The organism is Agromyces sp. NPDC058064, assembly GCF_042885275.1.
Taxonomy (GTDB): Bacteria; Actinomycetota; Actinomycetes; order Actinomycetales; family Microbacteriaceae; genus Agromyces.
In genome coordinates this window covers 227338-243044 of record NZ_JBHVSE010000001.1, presented here as the reverse complement: position 1 = coordinate 243044, position 15707 = coordinate 227338, and the positions used below count along the sequence as shown (strand labels likewise).

Here is a 15707-nt window from a genome sequence, read left to right as displayed (position 1 = left end):
CGTCCTCCTCAGAAAATCTCGGCGGGCGGCGTCTCGAAGACGGGCTTCGGCCGGATGTGCCCCCACAGGGCGCCCGTCACTGCGACGAGCGGTGCGATGTCGGCGGGGGAGTGGCGGCGGTCCCACACGACTGCGCCGTCGCCGAGGTACTTCGCGACGGCGACGGTTGCCGCGAGGTCGAGCAGCGGCTGCTGGTTGTGGCGAACACCGGCGCGCTCGGGGAGCGCGACGCGATCGAACATGAGCCCGGTGCCGATGCCGAGGTCAGCGCCTTCCCACTTCACGACTTCGACGCCGTCGATCTTCTCGAGGTCGTCGACGAGCGATGATGCGGGGGCGCCGCGCGACTGGACGACGACGCGCATCGTGCCGTACTTCGCGACGCGCTCGGCGAACCACCCGGTCGCGATCTCGCGGCCATCCTTGTCGCGCGGGAACGACACGACCCAGTCGGTGTTCGGGCGGGAGGCGATGAGCTCGATGTGCGGGATGCCGTCCTCGCGGTCACCGCAGACGCCGATGTGAGCCTTCGACCGGTCGACGGACACGTCGACGCAGAACGTCAGCTCCGATGCCTCGGCGATCGCTGACGCCGGCTCGGAGCGCTCGGGGCGCTCCTTGTCGACGAGCGGCCAGCCGGCCTCCCACGTTCCCGCGGGGAACGCCCCCTCGAGCGTGCCGTCGGACCACTGGCAGAGGCACTCGGTGCGGAACACCCACTCGGGGTCTTCCTTCGCGTCTTGCAGCAGCGTGCGCAGCGCGATGCAGTACCCGGTGGACGGGTTCGCCTGCAGGATGCCGTCGATGTCGGTGACCGGGCACCCGGGAGGGGCAGACCACTCGAAGAGGCCCATGTCGGACCCGCCGCCGAGGAGTTCCTCGAGCTCGTCGTCCCACTCGTCGAGCAGCTCAGGGTCGACCTCGTCGAGCAGCTCAGGGTCGACCTCGTCGAAGTCGACGTCGTCGGGCATGCCCGTGAGGTCGGGGGCGAGTTCGATCTGCTCTGCCGCGACGATGCCGTCGGGGTCGCCGAGCGCCTCGTGCGCGCGCTTCCGAAGGTGGCGCAGCACGACCGACGTCGCGTCACCGGCGTTCGACATGCACCAGACCATCGCCGCGGGGCGCGCGTTCGTCGTCTTCGTGATCGCCGCCCAGGCATCCCACGACTGGTGCTCGCGCAGCTCGTCGAGAAGGATCAGATCGCCCGAGAGGCCGCGGCCGGCCTTCCGGTTCGCGGCCTTCACCTTGTACCGCTCCCCGGAGAGGAGGCGGATCGTCTTCTTGCCGTTCACCATGATCGGCTTCGCGGCACGCGCGGCGAGTTCGGGCGTCTCCTCGATGATGTCGAGGGCGCCCTCCCAGACCTCTTCGGCGGTGTCGAGGTCCTGCGCAGTGCCGAGGATCAGGTCAGTGCCGAGCTCGTAGAGGAAGAACAGCGAGAGCACCTGCGACAGCGTGCTCTTGCCGTTCTGTCTGGCGACGAGCACGACGATGCGGCGGAAGCGGAAGATCGGCTCGAGCGGCCCGCGCTCCCAGATCGTCGACACGGTGAGGCCGGGCGCGAGCTCGAGCGCGTGGATCAGGAGCCACTTCTGCCACGGGAACAGCGTGATGCCGCACACGGCGGCGGCGAACTCGATGACGGCGTACCCGAGTGTCGTCTCCGGGGTCAGCTCGCGCAGCGGCGGCGTCCACACCCGGGGGGTCTCGGAGCCGACGCGCGGCTTACGCGGAGCGGCCGCCCTTGACGAGGCGGAGCGCCCCGAGCGCCGACCCGTCGCCTTCGCCGCCATCGGTCGCCTCCGACTTCTTCCTCGCGCCGACACCGGGCGTCGCCGTCGACGGCTTCCGGTCCTTCCGAGCGCTCGGCGTCAGCCCGAGCGCCTCGAGGTACTTCAGGTACGACGCGAGCGAGACGTTGTCGTTCTGCGGGACCGCGGGGCGGCCGCCCTCGCGGAGGCCGCCTGCAGTGATGTCGTCCATCGCCCACTCGACGATCACGTCCCAGGCGTCGATCTTGTCGGCGAGCGCACGGGCCGCCTCGATCGCGCCTGCGTCGTCATCGGTGAGGTGCACCGCGGCGTCGACCGACATGTCGAGCGCATCGCGAACCCGGCCCATCACCACTCCCTGCTCGTGGAACCCATCCCGACTGACGCCTCGGCGATCCGATCCCAGCCCGGGAAGTCCAGAACCCCGTCCGACCGCTCGAAAGCCTTCAGCCACCCCTCGACACCGGCCATCGCACGAGCCATGCCCGCGCGACCTCGCCCAGCGAGGCGTCGGCGCAGCTCGTGCATCGGCGCGGTCAGCACGAACACGTGCGTCGCACCACAGAGCGCGGAAGCCTTCGCTCGAGCCGACGACGTCGCGCCGGCGCGGACGACGACCGCGCGCGCGGCCCGGTCGCCCGCGAGCGATCGCATCGCGTCGGCGAACTCCGCCTCGCCATGCCACCACGGATCGTCGCGATCGAGCACGACGAGCCCCGAGGCGCGAGCCGCATCCGACATCCCCGCCCCAGGCGGGCCGCACAGCACGACGACCATCCGCTCAGACACGATGCACCGCCCTCGCGTGCGCGCGCGACCCCCCCCGTGAGGCGAGGGGAGAGAGGAGTGCCCTCCGGCGCGGTCCGTCGCCCTCCGGGTGCGAAGTCGCCGACCCCCTCCCCCCTACACGCTGAGCACGCGGAGGGCGGGATGGTCGGGAGCGACGGTGGCGAGTGCGGCTTCGAGCTCTTGGATGCGGTCGCGATACGCCTTGCGTGCCATCATCTCTGCGCGGTTCTCCAACTCGGTGACCGCTTGGAGATGGTCCGGGTTGACGCATGCCCTGTTCGCGCAGCTGTGGTGAGCTGGCATCGGGCCAAGGCTGGCGCCGAGCTTCGCCTCGAGCGACCCCGGTGAATCCTGACCTTGCCGTTCTCGCGCTGGAGGACTGGGTAACCGTGATGCATGCTGCCTGTCCATATCCAGCACCCGGATGCTCGGTCGAGCTCGACCCTCAGCCTGACGGCGGCTATCACCGCGCGGGGGTCGCCGCTCTCTAGTGCTCGGGTGATCTGGCTGGGCTGGTTCTGCGGTGTGCATCGCCGACAGAGGCCGGTCTTCGTGCCGGTCCACTTCAAGGCGCCACACTGGGCGCACTTGTCGGTCTTCGTTCGCGTCATCGCGCTCTCCAAGGGATGCGAGAGGCCCGACACCTTGGAGTTCGTCGGGCCTCTCTGGCCTCGGGGATCAGCCGGGGCTGCTTGTGGTTCTCACCAGGCGCGGCTGGGAGTACCCATGGACTTCGGCTCGCGCTTGCCTCGGGATGAGTTGCACGACAGGTGTGCTGGCCGGAAGTTGGACCACACCTCGGTGAGGTCGGGTCGGTCAGCACGGGGTAGGAAGTGGTCGAGGCTGAACGACTCGGTGTCGGGCCACGCGAGGTCGTAGTCGATGGGCTGCTGGCAAAGCCAGCACGGCAGCGCCGCCTTCCGGCATGCAGTCTTGAAGTCTTTCTTGGCTTGCTCGTAGCGGCGGCAGTGGCCGCACGTGCAGTGAGCTGCGTCGCCGACCATGGTGTCTCCGTCGCGGTGGGTCGGGGGCGAGCGGTCGCACCCCGCGCTCGCCCCCTGAACCGGCTGTTCCCCCTCGGGTGCCGGTTGGTCTGGCTACCTGATGTCGGCTCGACGCTCAGTCGAGGGTGAGGTGAAGTACGGGGCGCGTCGGCTGCGGTGCATCACGTTGACGGTGAACAGGATGACGGCGACGCCGATCGCGACGAAGAACCGCACGAGGTGCATCATGGTCTGCCGCCTCCGAACACTCGCCGGCTGAGTCCTTCGTGGAAGGCGGAGCATCGGGTGCAGTGTCCCGAGCATCCGGACGTGTCGCAGTGGTCGCAGTACAGCAGGCCGTGGCGGGTCGTCCGCTTCAGCCCGCAGTCGCAGGTGGTCATGGCCGTCGGCGTGCTCGGCGCCCGGTGGGGCGCATGGTTGCGAGGTGGTCGAACCAGGTGGGGTCGCGGCGGATGCGCGGCTTCGCGTCGGTCGGTGCCGTGGCGCCGACGATGAGCATGCCGAGGGCGAGGGCGAGGGCGAGGGTGAGCCACCACATACGACTGCCTCCGATCAGGGAGTGTCTGACCAGCCGAGCTCGACGAACAGCGCGCCGAACGATGCGGGCGTGACGGCGCCGGCGGGGCGGTGGTCGGCGAAGAGGTGCAGCCCACCGGCCTGTAGCGCGAGGTCGCAGAGCTGCGAGCAGATGAGCCGGTCGGGGCGTGCGACGAAGCGTCGCAGCCACCGCGGTGTCGCGCGCTTCGTCAGCGAGCTGATGCCGGCGGCGATGAAATCGGGCCACGAGTACGGGACGCCGACGTGCTGCCACGCCCAGTTCACGATGCGGCGGCGCTGCTGCGCGTCGAGCTCGAACCGGGACCAGACGACGAGGTGGTCGTCGTAATAGCTGATCGGGCGGACGATGGCGCCGCCCGGCTCGGCGGAGAGGCAGTGCGTGTCGTTGATCGCGACGATGATGTGGTTCCATGCCGAGCCCGTGATGCCCTGCACGAGGCGCGCAGCGAGGCCGCGGTCGGAGTGCACGACGGCGACCTGCGCGGTGAGCGTCATGTCGACCCCCTGAGCGTGCTGGAAGAGGGCCGGTTAACGCGGGAAGGCCGCACCCGGGCGGGTACGACCTATCACGACGATTATACACAACACCGGGTGTAGAGGTTGAGTCAAGTTGGTGTGTTGCCAGCTCGAGGTTTACCTCGTTCGGGGGTCTTGGCTCAGCGTCCGCGGGATGGGAGCGTGTGGGGATGAGTGGATTCGATGACGCCTTCGACGAGATGTACGAGGAGTTCGCTCAGTCGGTCGCGGCGGCCGCCCGCGAAGACGGGCTGAGGTCGGCCGATGAGGTCGAGATCGACACCGAGAGCGACAGTCCGGGCTTCACGATCGACATCGCCCGCGTGCGGCGTCGCGCGAACGAGATCCTGGCCGAGAGCCGCTGATCGGTCACCCCTCCGCTGAACCGTCGGGTTTCGGGGCGCAGTATCGGCACTCTGCGCCGGGCATGTAGTGCTCGCACCACGCCTCCTCTGACACGTCGGGTTCAGCGGTGTCGCAGTCGTGGTCGTTCGGATCAAGCACGAGGCGCCCGCGTTCCTCGCACGCTTCGACCTCGGAACCGTCGGATTCAGCGATCACGCTCACCCGCGTCGGAAGGTGCTGATCCATCGGGCCGAGCGCCAACGCGAGATAGATGTTCCAGTGCTGCGGGCACATCCAAACGTGATCGGGCAACGGGTCGGGGAAGCGGTCGCCCCCGCGTGCCTTGATCGTGCAGACCATGCACGTAGGGATCATCACGGGGTCAGCCACGGGCGGGCTCCTCTCGATCGTCGGGTTCTGAGACCCGGTCCCAGGTGGCGCCCTCCTCGCCCTTCCAGATCGGCTTCACGGCGATGCGCCCGATCTCGAACGTCTCTCGCGTCTCGTTCAGCTCGGGGATGATCCACGGGTCGGCCTCGAGCGAGTCGACGAACGCGCATGCCGTCGACTTCACCATCGCGTGCCACGTCTCCCTGCCAGACGCGTGCTCGATCGCGAGGTGCCGGTAGCCGGCGCCGTGGCGCTCGATTCCGTAGATGAGTTCGCAGTCCTCGGTGCAGACCCAGCGGTACTGGCACTGCTCGTTGTTGCAGACCGGCTTGACGGAGACGGTGTCTCGGTCATGGGTCCACACCAGCTCGTGGGGGTTCATCGGTCTTCCTCTCGATTGTTGGGTTCTGCGGGGATCATCTGCACCGAGCACGACTTCGGCCACCGGCAGCACGCCGGGTTGTACTCGCCGTTCACGCAGTTGGCCCAGTTCTCGACGCAAGTTGGCTCGCGCACGAATGCGGGCCCTTGGAGGAACTCGATGACCTCCTCGACTTCGGCCTCGGTGGGCTGGCGGGCCTCGTGCTCTTCGTAGGGGCCGAGTGCATCGACGTCGCCGGCGCCGGCGAATTCGCGGCGCTCCTCCTCGGTCGCACAGGTGTGCGCCTCGTCTCGACTTGCGGCGCATGGCGGGCACCGCCGCTCGAAGTCGCACCAGCACGCGACGATGCTCGCGCAGTCGCAGGTGGTCCCGTTGAACAGCGCCGCCGCGTCCTCGGGCGACATCGGGATGGCGACTGTCGCTGTCAGCCCTCCGTCGCTCGAGAGCACCCACGAATCAGCGACGATCCTCTTCGGGTCGACGCCGGCCCGGGCGAACTTCGCTGCGACACGCTCGGCGATCTGCTGCGACTGCCACGGCCTGATCGAGACGCCGGTCATGATGCCTCCTTGGGGGTTAGGTACTTCGAGATCAGGTGCTGCTGCACCTTCGCCGCGCGCGACGCGTCCGTCGCCTGCTCGCGCGCGACCGCGGCCTGCGCCTTCCGCGCGTCTCGGGCAAGCTCGACACGGTGCGACTGGATGGCCGCGAGGATGTCGTCGTACTCGTCCTCGCCGTGGAAGTGGCCGGCGTCGCACAGGATGCTGCGCTTCGCGCCGGGCATCGCGGGCGGGTACACGGCCAGTCGGGCGCCGCAGTCGTTCACCGGGCACGGCACGGTCGAGTAGCGGGGTCGCTCGAGGCGCGGCCAGCGGGCGTTCATGCGCCATACGTCGCGGATCGCGGCGTCGAACTCGTCGACGTCTTCGGGGGCGAGGGTGAGGATCTCGTCGAGTCGGTCGAGGAGCCACCGCGACATGCGCCGCACCTCGGTCGCGGCCGCGGCGGAGTCGTACCCGTCGGGCAGACCGATGACGGTGCCGGACTCGCGTCGCCACGCACGGGCGGCGGCCGCCGGCGTGAGGACGTCAAGGTAGTCGGCCCAGATGCCGCACCAGTAGACGAGCAGCGAGTACAGCTCGTTCACGTCGGCGAACGCGGCGTCGTTGAACGGCAGCGGCGCCGACTTCGACGAGTCGACCCGCTCCCCGGCGCCGCCCCCGCCAGGGGTGAGGTTCGCGAAGATGTGCGCGGCGAGCTCGGGCGCCTGCAGCAGCGCCTGGTGGACACGGCCGTAGCAGCGGGAGCAGTAGCGCCCATGCGTCGCCGGGAGCACCTCGGGGGCGTCCTCGGTGCCGGCGCGCACGCATCCGCGCACGCAGGGCAGGCTGGTCGTCGTCATCGGGTTCCCTTCCGGTCGTGGCATCCCTTGGGGCACTTGCCCCCGTACCCGCACACCGCGACGGGGCCGTGTGCCTTGGTCCCGCGCCGGCATGCGGCGCAGCAGTCACCCCGCAGGGTGTTCGCCTTGAGTGCTTCGTTCAGCAGCCACTCCTGCTCGGCGCGGCGCATCTTCTCCGCGGCGAGGTCGTTGGTCGATCGGCGGCGGCTCATCCGAGACGCTCCCACTCGAACCAGTTCAGGAACTCGGAGTCGAGGTGGTCGCGTTCACCGATCTGGAACGCGGACCAGCCCGACTCCGAGCGGTACTCGCGGAGCAGTGCCGAGAAGTCAGCACGGGGCATGCCGTGGTCGGCCATGAACGCCTCGCACTGCATCGCCGTTGGCTTCTCCTCGAAGTCTTCCGGGTCGGCGATCTCGTCGAAGATCGCCATGCTCGGGGTGAGCCCGCGCGGTTCGTCGTGGATGCCGAACCGGACGACTTCGCCCTTCTCGTCCGGCGTCAGGTCCGGGGCGCTCATCGCGAGATCCTGCGGTACTTCGCGCGCAGCGTGCGCTCGGAGATGCGTGACACGTTGCCGAGGGCGTCGGGGTTGCGGGGGTGAGCCTCAGTGCGGACGGCGAAGTAGGTGTAGCCCTGGCGTGCATCTTCGATCGCATCATCGATCGGCCACCCCCAGTGCGTCGTCTTGGCGCCGAGCGCGCGCTTGCGTTCGAGCAGCTCGACATGCTGCCTGCCAGCTGTCGAGAGCCCTCGCGCCTCGAGTACTTCGACGACACGGCCTTCGTCGCGCTTGTCCTTCGTCTGGAATCGGTCGCCGACCTTGATCGGCTGCTGCTGCTTCATGCGGTCTTCCTTTCGTCGTGGTGGATGCGCGCCCGCAGGCGCTCGGTCTCGAGGTCGTACTGCCGGGTCGTCGTCACCCGGGGCGACGTAGTGAACTCGTTGCGGCGGAGGAACGCACCGCCGCCCGCCCGGCGAGACACCGCGGTCGTCGCCGCGAGGAACGCGGCGAAGTCGAGGTCCGCCTGGGTGAACTGCCGGGGGCTCATGCCGCCACCCCGATCGGGTCGCCGCACTTCGCGCAGTAGCCGGGGCTCGAGGGGTGCTCGCGGTGCGCGCACTCGCCCGACTTCGGCGGGCGCACGGTGGGTGCGGTGCGCTGCGCTGCGTCGTGCGCAGCTCGCGCGCGGCGGGCGTCGCCGCAGGCTCGGCAGGGGGCGTCGGTGCCCTTCGGGTGTTTCGAGCAGAACTCGGAGGGGGGCGCGCCGACGGCGCTTTCCCCTTCCTCTTCTGCTTCTCTTCCCTTCCCTTCCCTTCGTGCGGAATCCTCCAGAACTTTCTGGAGATGTTCGGAAACCTTGCCGGGCTTCGGGATGATGCCCGACTGATCGGGAACGTTCGTCTTGCGCAGGTACTTCAGATCGGGGTTGTGCTCGAACCACCCGGTGCACTCGAAGTAGCGCTTCCCACCGACCTCGTACGCGACGATCACGCCGGCCTCCTCGAGCGCCCGCATCCACCGTTCGACGTGCACCGCGGTGACCTCGTCGTCGAGCGGGAACGTGTCCGCATTGATCAGGCGCGCGTCGTATCGACCGCGTCCCCAGTCGTCGCAGTAGCCCCAGAGCATCGCCCAGAAGTAGCGCACCGGGATCGGCCACGAGTTGACCTTCTCGGACGTCCGCATCTCGGCGCGCAGCAGCCTGTCCTGAGCCATCAGAACACTCCGCAGACGCACGGCTTCAGCAGGAAGCACTCGGGGCACGTCTCCCGCTTTGCGTCCCGATCGAGGTTGCTCAGCTGGTCGTCGCCGGGCTCGTCGCACACGACGTGCACGAGCCTGCGCGCCTCGCCGAGGCCCTTGTACTCGACCTCCTGGCCGATGCGGATCGGCAGCCTGCAGTCGTCACACCGGCCGGCGTACTTCGCCTCGAACGGCATCACGTGCCTCCCATCAGTTCGTGTGCGAGGTGCTCAGGGATCTCCACCCATCCGCCCTCGTCGTCGAAGAGCACCCACGCGAGACGCAGCGACCACGGCCGCGGCATCCCGTCCGCCTCGGTGCTCACCCAGCGGCGGCCCGGCCACTCGGCCGGGTCCGCCCACCCGGGGACCGCCCACCCCTCGGTGATCGCGTCCGCCGGGTGCGTCGTCGCCCACCCGTGGCATCCGGTCGTGCCGGTGCCACCGAGGACGACGAGGTTCGCCGGCGTCGTGACGCCGCCGACCCCGCGGCCCTTGCGGTGGTGGCGGGACGTGACGCCCCACCCGCAGGCGCGGCGGCACCGCTGGCACGTGTCCGCGTCACGAAGCGTGACGAGCTCGTACGCGTCGCGCGCTTCCGCCTCGGTCGGCTTCGCGATCTTCGGGCCGATCACGATGCACCCCCGAACGCGGGAGGGCTCAGGATTGGCGTCGCGAGTAGAGTCCGACCATGGCATCCGATGACCCACTGACCCAAGCGCTCGCCGAGTTGGAAAAGCCGGCCGAATTCAGCAAGCTGTACGACGCGTCGCCTCAGCGCTTCAATGGTGAGCGTGCACCGATCATCAAGGCAGTCCGACTCCTGATTGGTGAGGTGCAGTCGCTGCAGGACGAAGTGGAAGACCTTCGGCAGCAGCTCGCGAACCGATAGTTTCGCGGTCATGCTGCCACCTCCTCGAGTTCGGGCATCAGGAACTCGGCGACGGCACGCCCGAGGTCGCGCGCGGCCGGCGGCGTGACCGCGTTCCCGGCCTGCTTCACCTGCTCGCGCTTCGTGCCGAGCAGCACGTAGTCGTCAGCGAACGCCATGCCCCGCTTGATCTCGTGGGGCGTGAGCATCCGGAACAGGACGTCGTCGACGTCGAGGCTGATGCCCTCGGCGAGCGCGTACCGATCGTTCGTCGTGAGCGTCCCGTGCGGGTCGCTGGCGGGTCGTGCGCTCTCGCTCGCGCCGTAGTAGGGCACGAGCAGCGACTGGTGACCATGCGTCGTGAGCGCGCGCAGCGGCTCGTCGACGGGCGTCGACATCTCGGCGCCGCCCTCGTTGTTCCGCATCACGAGCGCGTGGTGGTTCCCGTTCGCCGCGACCGTGTCGATCGGGCGATCGGCCGGCTTCGCGACACCGTGGTTCCGCATCGGGATCACCAGGGCCGTCTCGTTCCTGGTCGACTGCGTCCGCATCGGGCCGTCGACCGATGCCGCGACCTTCCCCTCGCGCCCTTCGACCGGGACGAGCAGCGCCTGCGTTGTCGCTGTCGTCGCGGTCGGGAGGGGCTCGCCGACTGACTTCGCGCGGTTCCCGTGGTTGTTCGTCATCACGAGCGGCGCGTACGCGAGGCCCTTCGTCTGTGCGGTCGTCTGCGTCAGCAGAGGGTCATCGCCCGACTGCACAGTGCCTGCACCGTGGATGCCGTCCGTGATGAGCGGCGGGACCGCGAGCGCCTCGGCCGCGGTGGTGTGCTGCGTCGGCAGCACCGCATCGACCGGGCGCGCCCTCAGATACGCGGACCCCGTCGTGATGCCGTCGTACGTGTTCCCCGCCGCGGTGACGACGAGCGGCCGCCAGTACCGATCGATGCCTTTCTCGATCCGGGCCCGCGTCTTCACCGCGAGCGGCTTCTTCCGGTCCCCGATGCGCTCGCCCGGGATCGACCAGTCGATCGCAGACGCCGCCGGGAGCCAGGCAGGCTCGACGACGACCGCGCAGCGCGGGCACCGATAGACGTACTGCGCGCGGTAGCGGCCCCAGCGCTCTTCCTTCTTGAACGTCTGCACCGCGCGGATCTCGCCGTGCTCGGCGCACACCGCGAGCGGGCGCGTCCACCGCTCGAGCTTCGGCGCCGGCCGCGACTTCGTCGCGACGTCGGAGCGCCAGAACACGATGTACATGCGATCGCGCGACTGCGGCGCCGGAAGGCCGAGGCCCTGCGCGTGCATCGAGTTCAGCCACACGATCTGGTGCCGGTAGCCGAGGAGCTCCATCGCCTGCAGCCAGGCGGGGAACATCACCCAGCGGTACGCGTCGACGACATTCTCGATGACGATCGCCTTGTACCGGTGATGCTCGGCGAACCGGGGCACGTCCCACATCGTCGCTCGGGATCGGTTCGCGGCTTCGTCGGGCAGGGGGCGGGTGCCGTCGAGCTCGAAGAGCGCCTCGTTCTCGGCGCGTTGCCGCTTGACGCCCTTCGCGACCGAGTGGTTCGTGCACTCAGGTGATGCCCACAGGATGTCGGTCCGGGGGAAGTAGCCCGGGTTCACCTGCGAGATGTCGGCGTTCGAGTGGTCGGTGTCGGGGTGGTTGATCTGGTGGGATGCGATCGCCTGCGCCCAGTGGTTCGCCGCGATGACGATCCGGTACCCGGCCGCGACGAGGCCCGACGATGATCCGCCGGCGCCGCAGAACAGGTCGGTCACGGTGAGGCCGTTCCAGGGCACCTCTGGGTGCACCCATCCGGGCTTGATCTTCGGGGCGGCGTGGCCGGCGGCGAACGCTGCGACGTCGTCGTACTGGCCGAGGTCAGCCTTCGTCGGGGTCATCTTCGCTCCTCTCGTCCTCGGTGAGCATCCGGAAGTTGGTCGCGAGACGACCGGTCGGCATCTCGAACCGGCTGCGCCACTTCGCGACCGGACGCGCTTCGGGGGTCCGCCACAGCGGGTGGATCAACTCGCGGGCGCGTTCTTGGCGAGTGCCTGCTGCCGAGACGTTCGCGCACGGCAGTGCCGGACGGGTGCCCGCCAGGATGTCGTCGATGACCGTCGACGCGGTGCGCGCGGTCATGCGTCCACCTCGAGCCCGTCGAGCGCGGCCGAGACGGCGCCTGCCGCGCTCGGGGAGCATGCGTACCGTCCGGGCACGATGACCTCGTGCTCGTCGAGGGCGTCGGCGATCCAGTGGCGGCCGATCTGCCCGCAGGCAGGGCACCGGTTCTCCGGCAGGCCGACGGCGACACGGTTCTGCGCTTCGAGTTCGCGCTGGCGTTTGGTCATGCTCACTGGTTCTGCTCCTCTGCGGTGTCGTTGTCGTGCTCGTCGGGTGCGGGGCGGTCGTCGATGACGTCGCGGAATGCGCGGCGGAGTGCGGCGCGGAGCGCGTACGCGCCGAACAGTGCGACGGGCTTGCGCAGCCACAGGTCACGCCATTCGTCGATCGCGGGGAGGGCTTCGTCCCAGCGGACGACGACGACGATCGGGCGCCGGACGCCCTTCCGGTAGACGGTCGCGCGGGAGAGCAGCGGGTGGTCGCCCTCTTCGAAGGGGAGCCACGCAGTCGTCCACTCGACGCCGTCGGCGCTGAACTCGGGTGCGTCGGTTCCGTTCCACTCGCCGGTCTCGATCGCGAGGCGCTCGTACCCGGAGAGGGTCTGCTGCACGTCGTCGACGGTCGCGGCGGGTTCGGGGTCGCCGCGGCGGCGGCGCGGCGGGCGCGGCTCGTCGGCGGGGAGGATGATGTCGGTCGTCATGCTGGGGTCTCCAGTTCGGCGATGAGCCAGTACGGGGTCGCGAGGAGTTGCACCTCGGTCGGGTAGCCGGGCCACTCGCCGCGCTCGCGGCACTCGGCGAGGACGCGGCGGGCGCGGGCGGCGGCGGCGCGGCCTGCGGCGCGGAACTCGGGCTCGAGCTGGTACACGCCGACGAGGTGCGGCGGGTCCTTCTCGACGACGAGGAACACGAACCCGGCGAGGTCGATCAGGTCCTCGACGGTGTCCTCGTAGTGGCCCTCCTGCACGTGGTATCCGTGGTTCGCGGCAGCCCTGGCGAACTCGCGCGGGGACGCGTCGGCCGCGGACTTCACGTCAACCGCGATCGGGCGCGGTCCCGGCTCGGGGAGGAAGTCGAATCGGGAGCGCAGGTCGACGCCGGTCTCCGCCTCCGTCGCGAACACGGACGCCTCGGGGGCTCCAGGCTGCTCGAGCAGAACTCGTGCGGTCGGGTGCGCAAGCACGGCTTCCGCCATCGCGTCGACTTCGCTGACCTGCTGAGGCGTCACCGGGGTGAGCCCGTTCGCGCGCTGCGCGGCTGCCCACTCGACGGTCGCGGCCTTCGTCGACACGTTCCCCGACGGGGTGAGGTGCTCCGGCGGGTACGCGATCGTTCCCGAGCCGACACCGAGGATCTTCGTGTGCGCGGCAGTTCCGACGTCGAAGACGGTGCGCGCGGGCTTCGGGTGAGTGAGCGCGTGCTGGTAGCGCGCCGGGGACTGCAGCAGCAGGCGAGCCTGCGTGCTGGAGAGCTCGGGGCGCGAGTGGTACTCGGCCTCGGGCATGTCGAGCACGATCCCGGCGGTCACGAGTCGCTCCCGAGGATCGCATCGACGAGGGCGCGGTCACCCGCGCGTTCGTACGCCGTGAGGAACGCGACCCGCTGCGGCTCGGTGGCACAGTCGTTCCAGAGGTGCAGGTCGCGTCGCAGCATCGTCAGGATCGGGTCGATCGTGCGGGCCAGCGTCAGGGCGGCTTCCGCGCCTTCCACCGTGTAGAAGCGTGCGAGCGGGTTGCACTCGTCGCCGTCGTCAGCACTGTCACCGAGGACTATGAACCCATCCCACCCGGGGATGCCCTCTTGGTCGTGCCAACGCATGAGCGGCGGCACGGGACCGTCGATCTCCATCTGCGCTTCGGTGAGCTTCGCGATCGCGGCCTCGAGTCGCTCGGCGGGGTTCACAGTGCGCTCCCGAGGTCGGTGATGATGACGGCGAAGTGAGGCTCGCCGCCGGCCATGTACTCGATGACGGGGGCCGTCTTCTCCATGAACTCGGGTGAGTCGTCGTCGACGATGCGGGCCGAGATGCCTTTGTTCGAGCCGATGCCGTCGTAGATGGCCTTCGCCATGGGGGCGAGGTTGTCTTCGTCGCGGGTGCGGTGGTCGGCGACGTACCAGACCAGGTCGACCCGGCACCGCTCGAGCGCGGGGACGCGGGCCTGTCGCACCTTGAACATGACCTCCTCGCGCATGGCCTTGATCGCGCGGGACTTCACCATGTGGTGCGGGCGGTCGTTCGCGGAGAGCCCGAACGGCGGGCGCGGGTACAGGAGACGGATCGTCCACTGGTCGGGCAGACGGCGGGCGCCGGTCTGCACCTGCTCAGGTACGTAGCCGTTGCCGTCGAAGCTCATGCCATCACCGCCTTGCGTTCGCGCGAGCGTCGCGCCGTTTCGTTGTGACAGGTGCGACACACCCGCTCGCGACCCCCGTTGCGAATGCTGGTGTTCGCCGCGCTGTAGGGGTGGCCCTTCGGGCACTCGGTCTTGGCCGAGTGCGGGTTCGTGCCGTCCTCCACCGTCTGCCGCATGTTCGAGGCGTGCGTGTCCCAGCGGAGGTTGCTCGCAGCCGGGTTGCCCGGGTTGCTGTCGGCGTGGCACACCTCGAGTCCGGGCTGCTCGCCGGGGACGAACGCTTTCGCCACGAGCCGATGCACCTTGACGGCGAACCGCTCTCCGTTGCGACGCAGATCCACCTGCGGGTATCCCTTCGAGTCGAGGGAGGAACGGAGCACGCGCTCTCGGATCGTCATCGTTCCCGTGTGCGGGTGTGAGATCACGCGGGCGAGCGAGCGAACTCGGCCGAGGTCGGAGACCTCGTAGTAGCCGTGCCACCCCTCGACCGGCACCCAGCGCTCTGCGCCGCTCATGAGAGGCCCAGCCCTTCCCAGACCTCGCCCGCGAGCCCCACGCGGAGGTCGTCGAGACGCGTGGCGGGATCTCCGCCGAGGTCAGCGACGGCGCTGAGCGCGATGAGGTTCGCAATGCGCTGCTGCTCGGCAAGCGCGAGCGTCGCATGCGCCTGTGCCGCCTCTGCGGGCCGGTTCTCGGTCTGGAACGACGCGAGGAGCCTGTCAGCCTCGGCGGCGTGGTCGATGCGCCCGACCGGCACGGGCTCCGGGGCGGGGCCGCCGAATGCGGCCTTCATCGCGGGGAACTCGTAGTCGGGCTCCGGGGTCAGGGGCACACCGGCGGCGCGGCTGATGGCTTCGAAGCTGAACGGGTCGCTCATCGTTCGGCCCCCTTCGCGGCGGCCTCGGCGACCGGCTCTTCGACCTCGCGGGCCCAGTGGTCGAACTCGAACACCTTGACCTCGTGCATCACCTCTGCCCCGATCGGGTCGCCGAAGAAGACGTCCGGGAAGCCGCCCTCGTCCTGGGTGACCGCATGCACGGTGACGCCCCACCGGCTCTGAATCGTCTCGAGCACGGGTGTCGGCTGCGACCAGGCGGTTTCGAACCGCAGGTCGACGCGTCCGTAGATGGGCTCGTCATCGTCGTAGGGCTGGAGCCAACGGAGTTCGTAGTGGCTGTGGCTGTACGCGTTCCACTTCGTGCCCCAGTTTTCGGGGTTCCAGCGGTACCAGCACACGACTCCCTCCGCGTGCTCGCCGCTGCATCCGCCCCGCTCGATCCCCTCGGGCTCGGGAACGACGCGGGCGAAGTCGAGGATCTTGGCGGGCTTCTCGGCGGCGTCCTCGCCCTCGGTGAGCGGGTAGTCGATCAGTGCTTCGTCGACGAACTGGCGGATCTGCTCCGGGGTGCCGGTGATGACGACGTTGTTGGTCTCGTGATTGGGCAT

29 protein-coding genes are annotated in these 15707 nt (G+C 69.4%); 2 read left to right on the top strand and 27 right to left on the bottom strand.

From position 1 onward, the window contains the following. Positions 1–8: 8 nt before the first annotated feature. From ACFVSL_RS01090 to ACFVSL_RS01060, 7 genes are all read right to left on the bottom strand, one after another. The gene (locus ACFVSL_RS01090; protein ID WP_386937717.1) at positions 9–1697 is read right to left on the bottom strand and encodes a terminase large subunit domain-containing protein; all 1689 of its coding nucleotides are present in this window, start codon (positions 1695–1697) and stop codon (positions 9–11) included. A gap of 28 nt (positions 1698–1725) precedes the next feature. Continuing rightward, positions 1726–2121 carry a hypothetical protein gene (locus tag ACFVSL_RS01085; protein ID WP_386937715.1) on the bottom strand — a complete coding sequence of 132 codons (396 nt, stop codon included), beginning with the start codon at positions 2119–2121 and terminating at the stop codon, positions 1726–1728. Continuing rightward, positions 2121–2549: a hypothetical protein gene (locus ACFVSL_RS01080; RefSeq protein ID WP_386937713.1), complete on the bottom strand. Its 429-nt coding sequence runs from the start codon at positions 2547–2549 to the stop codon at positions 2121–2123. The genes ACFVSL_RS01085 and ACFVSL_RS01080 overlap by 1 nt, the downstream gene beginning before the upstream one ends. A gap of 713 nt (positions 2550–3262) precedes the next feature. Next, the gene (locus tag ACFVSL_RS01075) at positions 3263–3565 is read right to left on the bottom strand and encodes an HNH endonuclease (protein WP_386937711.1); all 303 of its coding nucleotides are present in this window, start codon (positions 3563–3565) and stop codon (positions 3263–3265) included. 93 nt (positions 3566–3658) lie between these two features. Continuing rightward, positions 3659–3793, bottom strand: coding sequence for a hypothetical protein (locus ACFVSL_RS01070; RefSeq protein ID WP_386937710.1), 135 nt, complete (start codon positions 3791–3793; stop codon positions 3659–3661). A 148-nt stretch (positions 3794–3941) separates the two neighbouring features. After that, positions 3942–4103 carry a hypothetical protein gene (locus tag ACFVSL_RS01065; RefSeq protein WP_386937709.1) on the bottom strand — a complete coding sequence of 54 codons (162 nt, stop codon included), beginning with the start codon at positions 4101–4103 and terminating at the stop codon, positions 3942–3944. A gap of 14 nt (positions 4104–4117) precedes the next feature. Then, positions 4118–4618: a hypothetical protein gene (locus ACFVSL_RS01060; protein ID WP_386937707.1), complete on the bottom strand. Its 501-nt coding sequence runs from the start codon at positions 4616–4618 to the stop codon at positions 4118–4120. A 191-nt stretch (positions 4619–4809) separates the two neighbouring features. Between ACFVSL_RS01060 and ACFVSL_RS01055 the strand changes: the two genes are divergently transcribed. Continuing rightward, positions 4810–5004: a hypothetical protein gene (locus ACFVSL_RS01055; protein WP_386937705.1), complete on the top strand. Its 195-nt coding sequence runs from the start codon at positions 4810–4812 to the stop codon at positions 5002–5004. 4 nt (positions 5005–5008) lie between these two features. On the opposite strand, the gene ACFVSL_RS01050 is transcribed toward ACFVSL_RS01055, so the two are convergent. The 10 genes from ACFVSL_RS01050 to ACFVSL_RS01005 all read right to left on the bottom strand — a co-directional run bounded on the left by ACFVSL_RS01050 (position 5009) and on the right by ACFVSL_RS01005 (position 9539). Next, on the bottom strand, positions 5009–5374 hold the full coding sequence (locus ACFVSL_RS01050) for a hypothetical protein (protein WP_386937703.1): 366 nt from the start codon (positions 5372–5374) through the stop codon (positions 5009–5011). Beyond that, a complete protein-coding gene (locus ACFVSL_RS01045; protein WP_386937701.1) occupies positions 5367–5756 on the bottom strand; it encodes a hypothetical protein in 390 nt (129 codons plus the stop codon). Before ACFVSL_RS01045 ends, ACFVSL_RS01050 begins: the two co-directional genes overlap by 8 nt. Then, complete coding sequence (locus ACFVSL_RS01040) at positions 5753–6316, bottom strand: hypothetical protein (protein WP_386937700.1); 564 nt, start codon at positions 6314–6316, stop codon at positions 5753–5755. The genes ACFVSL_RS01045 and ACFVSL_RS01040 overlap by 4 nt, the downstream gene beginning before the upstream one ends. Then, on the bottom strand, positions 6313–7158 hold the full coding sequence (locus ACFVSL_RS01035) for a hypothetical protein (RefSeq protein ID WP_386937698.1): 846 nt from the start codon (positions 7156–7158) through the stop codon (positions 6313–6315). The genes ACFVSL_RS01040 and ACFVSL_RS01035 overlap by 4 nt, the downstream gene beginning before the upstream one ends. A gap of 208 nt (positions 7159–7366) precedes the next feature. Beyond that, complete coding sequence (locus ACFVSL_RS01030) at positions 7367–7678, bottom strand: hypothetical protein (RefSeq protein ID WP_386937696.1); 312 nt, start codon at positions 7676–7678, stop codon at positions 7367–7369. Beyond that, the gene (locus ACFVSL_RS01025) at positions 7675–8004 is read right to left on the bottom strand and encodes a hypothetical protein (protein ID WP_386937695.1); all 330 of its coding nucleotides are present in this window, start codon (positions 8002–8004) and stop codon (positions 7675–7677) included. The genes ACFVSL_RS01030 and ACFVSL_RS01025 overlap by 4 nt, the downstream gene beginning before the upstream one ends. Then, positions 8001–8210 (bottom strand): hypothetical protein, encoded by a 210-nt coding sequence (locus ACFVSL_RS01020; protein WP_386937693.1) that lies wholly within the window; start codon positions 8208–8210, stop codon positions 8001–8003. The genes ACFVSL_RS01025 and ACFVSL_RS01020 overlap by 4 nt, the downstream gene beginning before the upstream one ends. Next, positions 8207–8878, bottom strand: a complete 672-nt coding sequence (locus ACFVSL_RS01015) for a hypothetical protein (protein WP_386937692.1) — start codon at positions 8876–8878, stop codon at positions 8207–8209. Before ACFVSL_RS01015 ends, ACFVSL_RS01020 begins: the two co-directional genes overlap by 4 nt. Further along, entirely contained in the window at positions 8878–9102 is a 225-nt protein-coding gene (locus tag ACFVSL_RS01010; protein ID WP_386937691.1) for a hypothetical protein, read from the bottom strand. Before ACFVSL_RS01010 ends, ACFVSL_RS01015 begins: the two co-directional genes overlap by 1 nt. Then, positions 9102–9539, bottom strand: coding sequence for a hypothetical protein (locus ACFVSL_RS01005; protein WP_386937689.1), 438 nt, complete (start codon positions 9537–9539; stop codon positions 9102–9104). Before ACFVSL_RS01005 ends, ACFVSL_RS01010 begins: the two co-directional genes overlap by 1 nt. 56 nt (positions 9540–9595) lie before the next feature. Here ACFVSL_RS01005 and ACFVSL_RS01000 point away from each other — a divergent pair, with 56 nt between their 5' ends. Beyond that, the gene (locus tag ACFVSL_RS01000; protein ID WP_386937687.1) at positions 9596–9796 is read left to right on the top strand and encodes a hypothetical protein; all 201 of its coding nucleotides are present in this window, start codon (positions 9596–9598) and stop codon (positions 9794–9796) included. Between the two features lie 8 nt (positions 9797–9804). Here the strand turns inward: ACFVSL_RS01000 and ACFVSL_RS00995 are convergent, their stop codons facing one another. From ACFVSL_RS00995 to ACFVSL_RS00950, 10 genes are read right to left on the bottom strand one after another with little or no spacing between them, the layout of a single operon-like run. Next, on the bottom strand, positions 9805–11685 hold the full coding sequence (locus ACFVSL_RS00995; RefSeq protein WP_386937685.1) for a DNA cytosine methyltransferase: 1881 nt from the start codon (positions 11683–11685) through the stop codon (positions 9805–9807). Continuing rightward, on the bottom strand, positions 11666–11926 hold the full coding sequence (locus tag ACFVSL_RS00990) for a hypothetical protein (RefSeq protein ID WP_386937684.1): 261 nt from the start codon (positions 11924–11926) through the stop codon (positions 11666–11668). Before ACFVSL_RS00990 ends, ACFVSL_RS00995 begins: the two co-directional genes overlap by 20 nt. Continuing rightward, a complete protein-coding gene (locus ACFVSL_RS00985) occupies positions 11923–12141 on the bottom strand; it encodes a hypothetical protein (RefSeq protein WP_386937683.1) in 219 nt (72 codons plus the stop codon). The genes ACFVSL_RS00990 and ACFVSL_RS00985 overlap by 4 nt, the downstream gene beginning before the upstream one ends. Continuing rightward, entirely contained in the window at positions 12138–12608 is a 471-nt protein-coding gene (locus tag ACFVSL_RS00980; RefSeq protein ID WP_386937682.1) for a hypothetical protein, read from the bottom strand. Before ACFVSL_RS00980 ends, ACFVSL_RS00985 begins: the two co-directional genes overlap by 4 nt. Then, positions 12605–13435 carry a PD-(D/E)XK nuclease-like domain-containing protein gene (locus tag ACFVSL_RS00975; RefSeq protein ID WP_386937681.1) on the bottom strand — a complete coding sequence of 277 codons (831 nt, stop codon included), beginning with the start codon at positions 13433–13435 and terminating at the stop codon, positions 12605–12607. Before ACFVSL_RS00975 ends, ACFVSL_RS00980 begins: the two co-directional genes overlap by 4 nt. Continuing rightward, complete coding sequence (locus tag ACFVSL_RS00970; protein WP_386937679.1) at positions 13432–13809, bottom strand: hypothetical protein; 378 nt, start codon at positions 13807–13809, stop codon at positions 13432–13434. Before ACFVSL_RS00970 ends, ACFVSL_RS00975 begins: the two co-directional genes overlap by 4 nt. After that, on the bottom strand, positions 13806–14261 hold the full coding sequence (locus ACFVSL_RS00965; RefSeq protein ID WP_386937678.1) for a hypothetical protein: 456 nt from the start codon (positions 14259–14261) through the stop codon (positions 13806–13808). Before ACFVSL_RS00965 ends, ACFVSL_RS00970 begins: the two co-directional genes overlap by 4 nt. Then, complete coding sequence (locus ACFVSL_RS00960) at positions 14258–14776, bottom strand: NUMOD4 domain-containing protein (RefSeq protein ID WP_386937676.1); 519 nt, start codon at positions 14774–14776, stop codon at positions 14258–14260. Before ACFVSL_RS00960 ends, ACFVSL_RS00965 begins: the two co-directional genes overlap by 4 nt. Further along, positions 14773–15138, bottom strand: a complete 366-nt coding sequence (locus tag ACFVSL_RS00955; protein ID WP_386937675.1) for a hypothetical protein — start codon at positions 15136–15138, stop codon at positions 14773–14775. Before ACFVSL_RS00955 ends, ACFVSL_RS00960 begins: the two co-directional genes overlap by 4 nt. Next, entirely contained in the window at positions 15135–15707 is a 573-nt protein-coding gene (locus tag ACFVSL_RS00950) for a hypothetical protein (protein WP_386937674.1), read from the bottom strand. The genes ACFVSL_RS00955 and ACFVSL_RS00950 overlap by 4 nt, the downstream gene beginning before the upstream one ends.

What these genes read in the sequence shown, in the direction of transcription:
- ACFVSL_RS01020 (WP_386937693.1), bottom strand. Translation starts at nt 8,210, where the DNA reads ATGAGCCCCCGGCAGTTCACCCAGGCGGACCTCGACTTCGCCGCGTTC.
- ACFVSL_RS01000 (WP_386937687.1), top strand. Translation starts at nt 9,596, where the DNA reads ATGGCATCCGATGACCCACTGACCCAAGCGCTCGCCGAGTTGGAAAAG.
- ACFVSL_RS01015 (WP_386937692.1), bottom strand. Translation starts at nt 8,878, where the DNA reads ATGGCTCAGGACAGGCTGCTGCGCGCCGAGATGCGGACGTCCGAGAAG.
- ACFVSL_RS01035 (WP_386937698.1), bottom strand. Translation starts at nt 7,158, where the DNA reads ATGACGACGACCAGCCTGCCCTGCGTGCGCGGATGCGTGCGCGCCGGC.
- ACFVSL_RS01040 (WP_386937700.1), bottom strand. Translation starts at nt 6,316, where the DNA reads ATGACCGGCGTCTCGATCAGGCCGTGGCAGTCGCAGCAGATCGCCGAG.
- ACFVSL_RS00990 (WP_386937684.1), bottom strand. Translation starts at nt 11,926, where the DNA reads ATGACCGCGCGCACCGCGTCGACGGTCATCGACGACATCCTGGCGGGC.
- ACFVSL_RS00955 (WP_386937675.1), bottom strand. Translation starts at nt 15,138, where the DNA reads ATGAGCGACCCGTTCAGCTTCGAAGCCATCAGCCGCGCCGCCGGTGTG.
- ACFVSL_RS00950 (WP_386937674.1), bottom strand. Translation starts at nt 15,707, where the DNA reads ATGCCCAATCACGAGACCAACAACGTCGTCATCACCGGCACCCCGGAG.
- ACFVSL_RS01070 (WP_386937710.1), bottom strand. Translation starts at nt 3,793, where the DNA reads ATGATGCACCTCGTGCGGTTCTTCGTCGCGATCGGCGTCGCCGTCATC.
- ACFVSL_RS01025 (WP_386937695.1), bottom strand. Translation starts at nt 8,004, where the DNA reads ATGAAGCAGCAGCAGCCGATCAAGGTCGGCGACCGATTCCAGACGAAG.
- ACFVSL_RS01065 (WP_386937709.1), bottom strand. Translation starts at nt 4,103, where the DNA reads ATGTGGTGGCTCACCCTCGCCCTCGCCCTCGCCCTCGGCATGCTCATC.
- ACFVSL_RS01055 (WP_386937705.1), top strand. Translation starts at nt 4,810, where the DNA reads ATGAGTGGATTCGATGACGCCTTCGACGAGATGTACGAGGAGTTCGCT.
- ACFVSL_RS01085 (WP_386937715.1), bottom strand. Translation starts at nt 2,121, where the DNA reads ATGGGCCGGGTTCGCGATGCGCTCGACATGTCGGTCGACGCCGCGGTG.
- ACFVSL_RS00960 (WP_386937676.1), bottom strand. Translation starts at nt 14,776, where the DNA reads ATGAGCGGCGCAGAGCGCTGGGTGCCGGTCGAGGGGTGGCACGGCTAC.
- ACFVSL_RS01010 (WP_386937691.1), bottom strand. Translation starts at nt 9,102, where the DNA reads ATGCCGTTCGAGGCGAAGTACGCCGGCCGGTGTGACGACTGCAGGCTG.
- ACFVSL_RS01080 (WP_386937713.1), bottom strand. Translation starts at nt 2,549, where the DNA reads ATGGTCGTCGTGCTGTGCGGCCCGCCTGGGGCGGGGATGTCGGATGCG.
- ACFVSL_RS00965 (WP_386937678.1), bottom strand. Translation starts at nt 14,261, where the DNA reads ATGAGCTTCGACGGCAACGGCTACGTACCTGAGCAGGTGCAGACCGGC.
- ACFVSL_RS01060 (WP_386937707.1), bottom strand. Translation starts at nt 4,618, where the DNA reads ATGACGCTCACCGCGCAGGTCGCCGTCGTGCACTCCGACCGCGGCCTC.
- ACFVSL_RS01030 (WP_386937696.1), bottom strand. Translation starts at nt 7,678, where the DNA reads ATGAGCGCCCCGGACCTGACGCCGGACGAGAAGGGCGAAGTCGTCCGG.
- ACFVSL_RS01045 (WP_386937701.1), bottom strand. Translation starts at nt 5,756, where the DNA reads ATGAACCCCCACGAGCTGGTGTGGACCCATGACCGAGACACCGTCTCC.
- ACFVSL_RS00980 (WP_386937682.1), bottom strand. Translation starts at nt 12,608, where the DNA reads ATGACGACCGACATCATCCTCCCCGCCGACGAGCCGCGCCCGCCGCGC.
- ACFVSL_RS01075 (WP_386937711.1), bottom strand. Translation starts at nt 3,565, where the DNA reads ATGGTCGGCGACGCAGCTCACTGCACGTGCGGCCACTGCCGCCGCTAC.
- ACFVSL_RS00995 (WP_386937685.1), bottom strand. Translation starts at nt 11,685, where the DNA reads ATGACCCCGACGAAGGCTGACCTCGGCCAGTACGACGACGTCGCAGCG.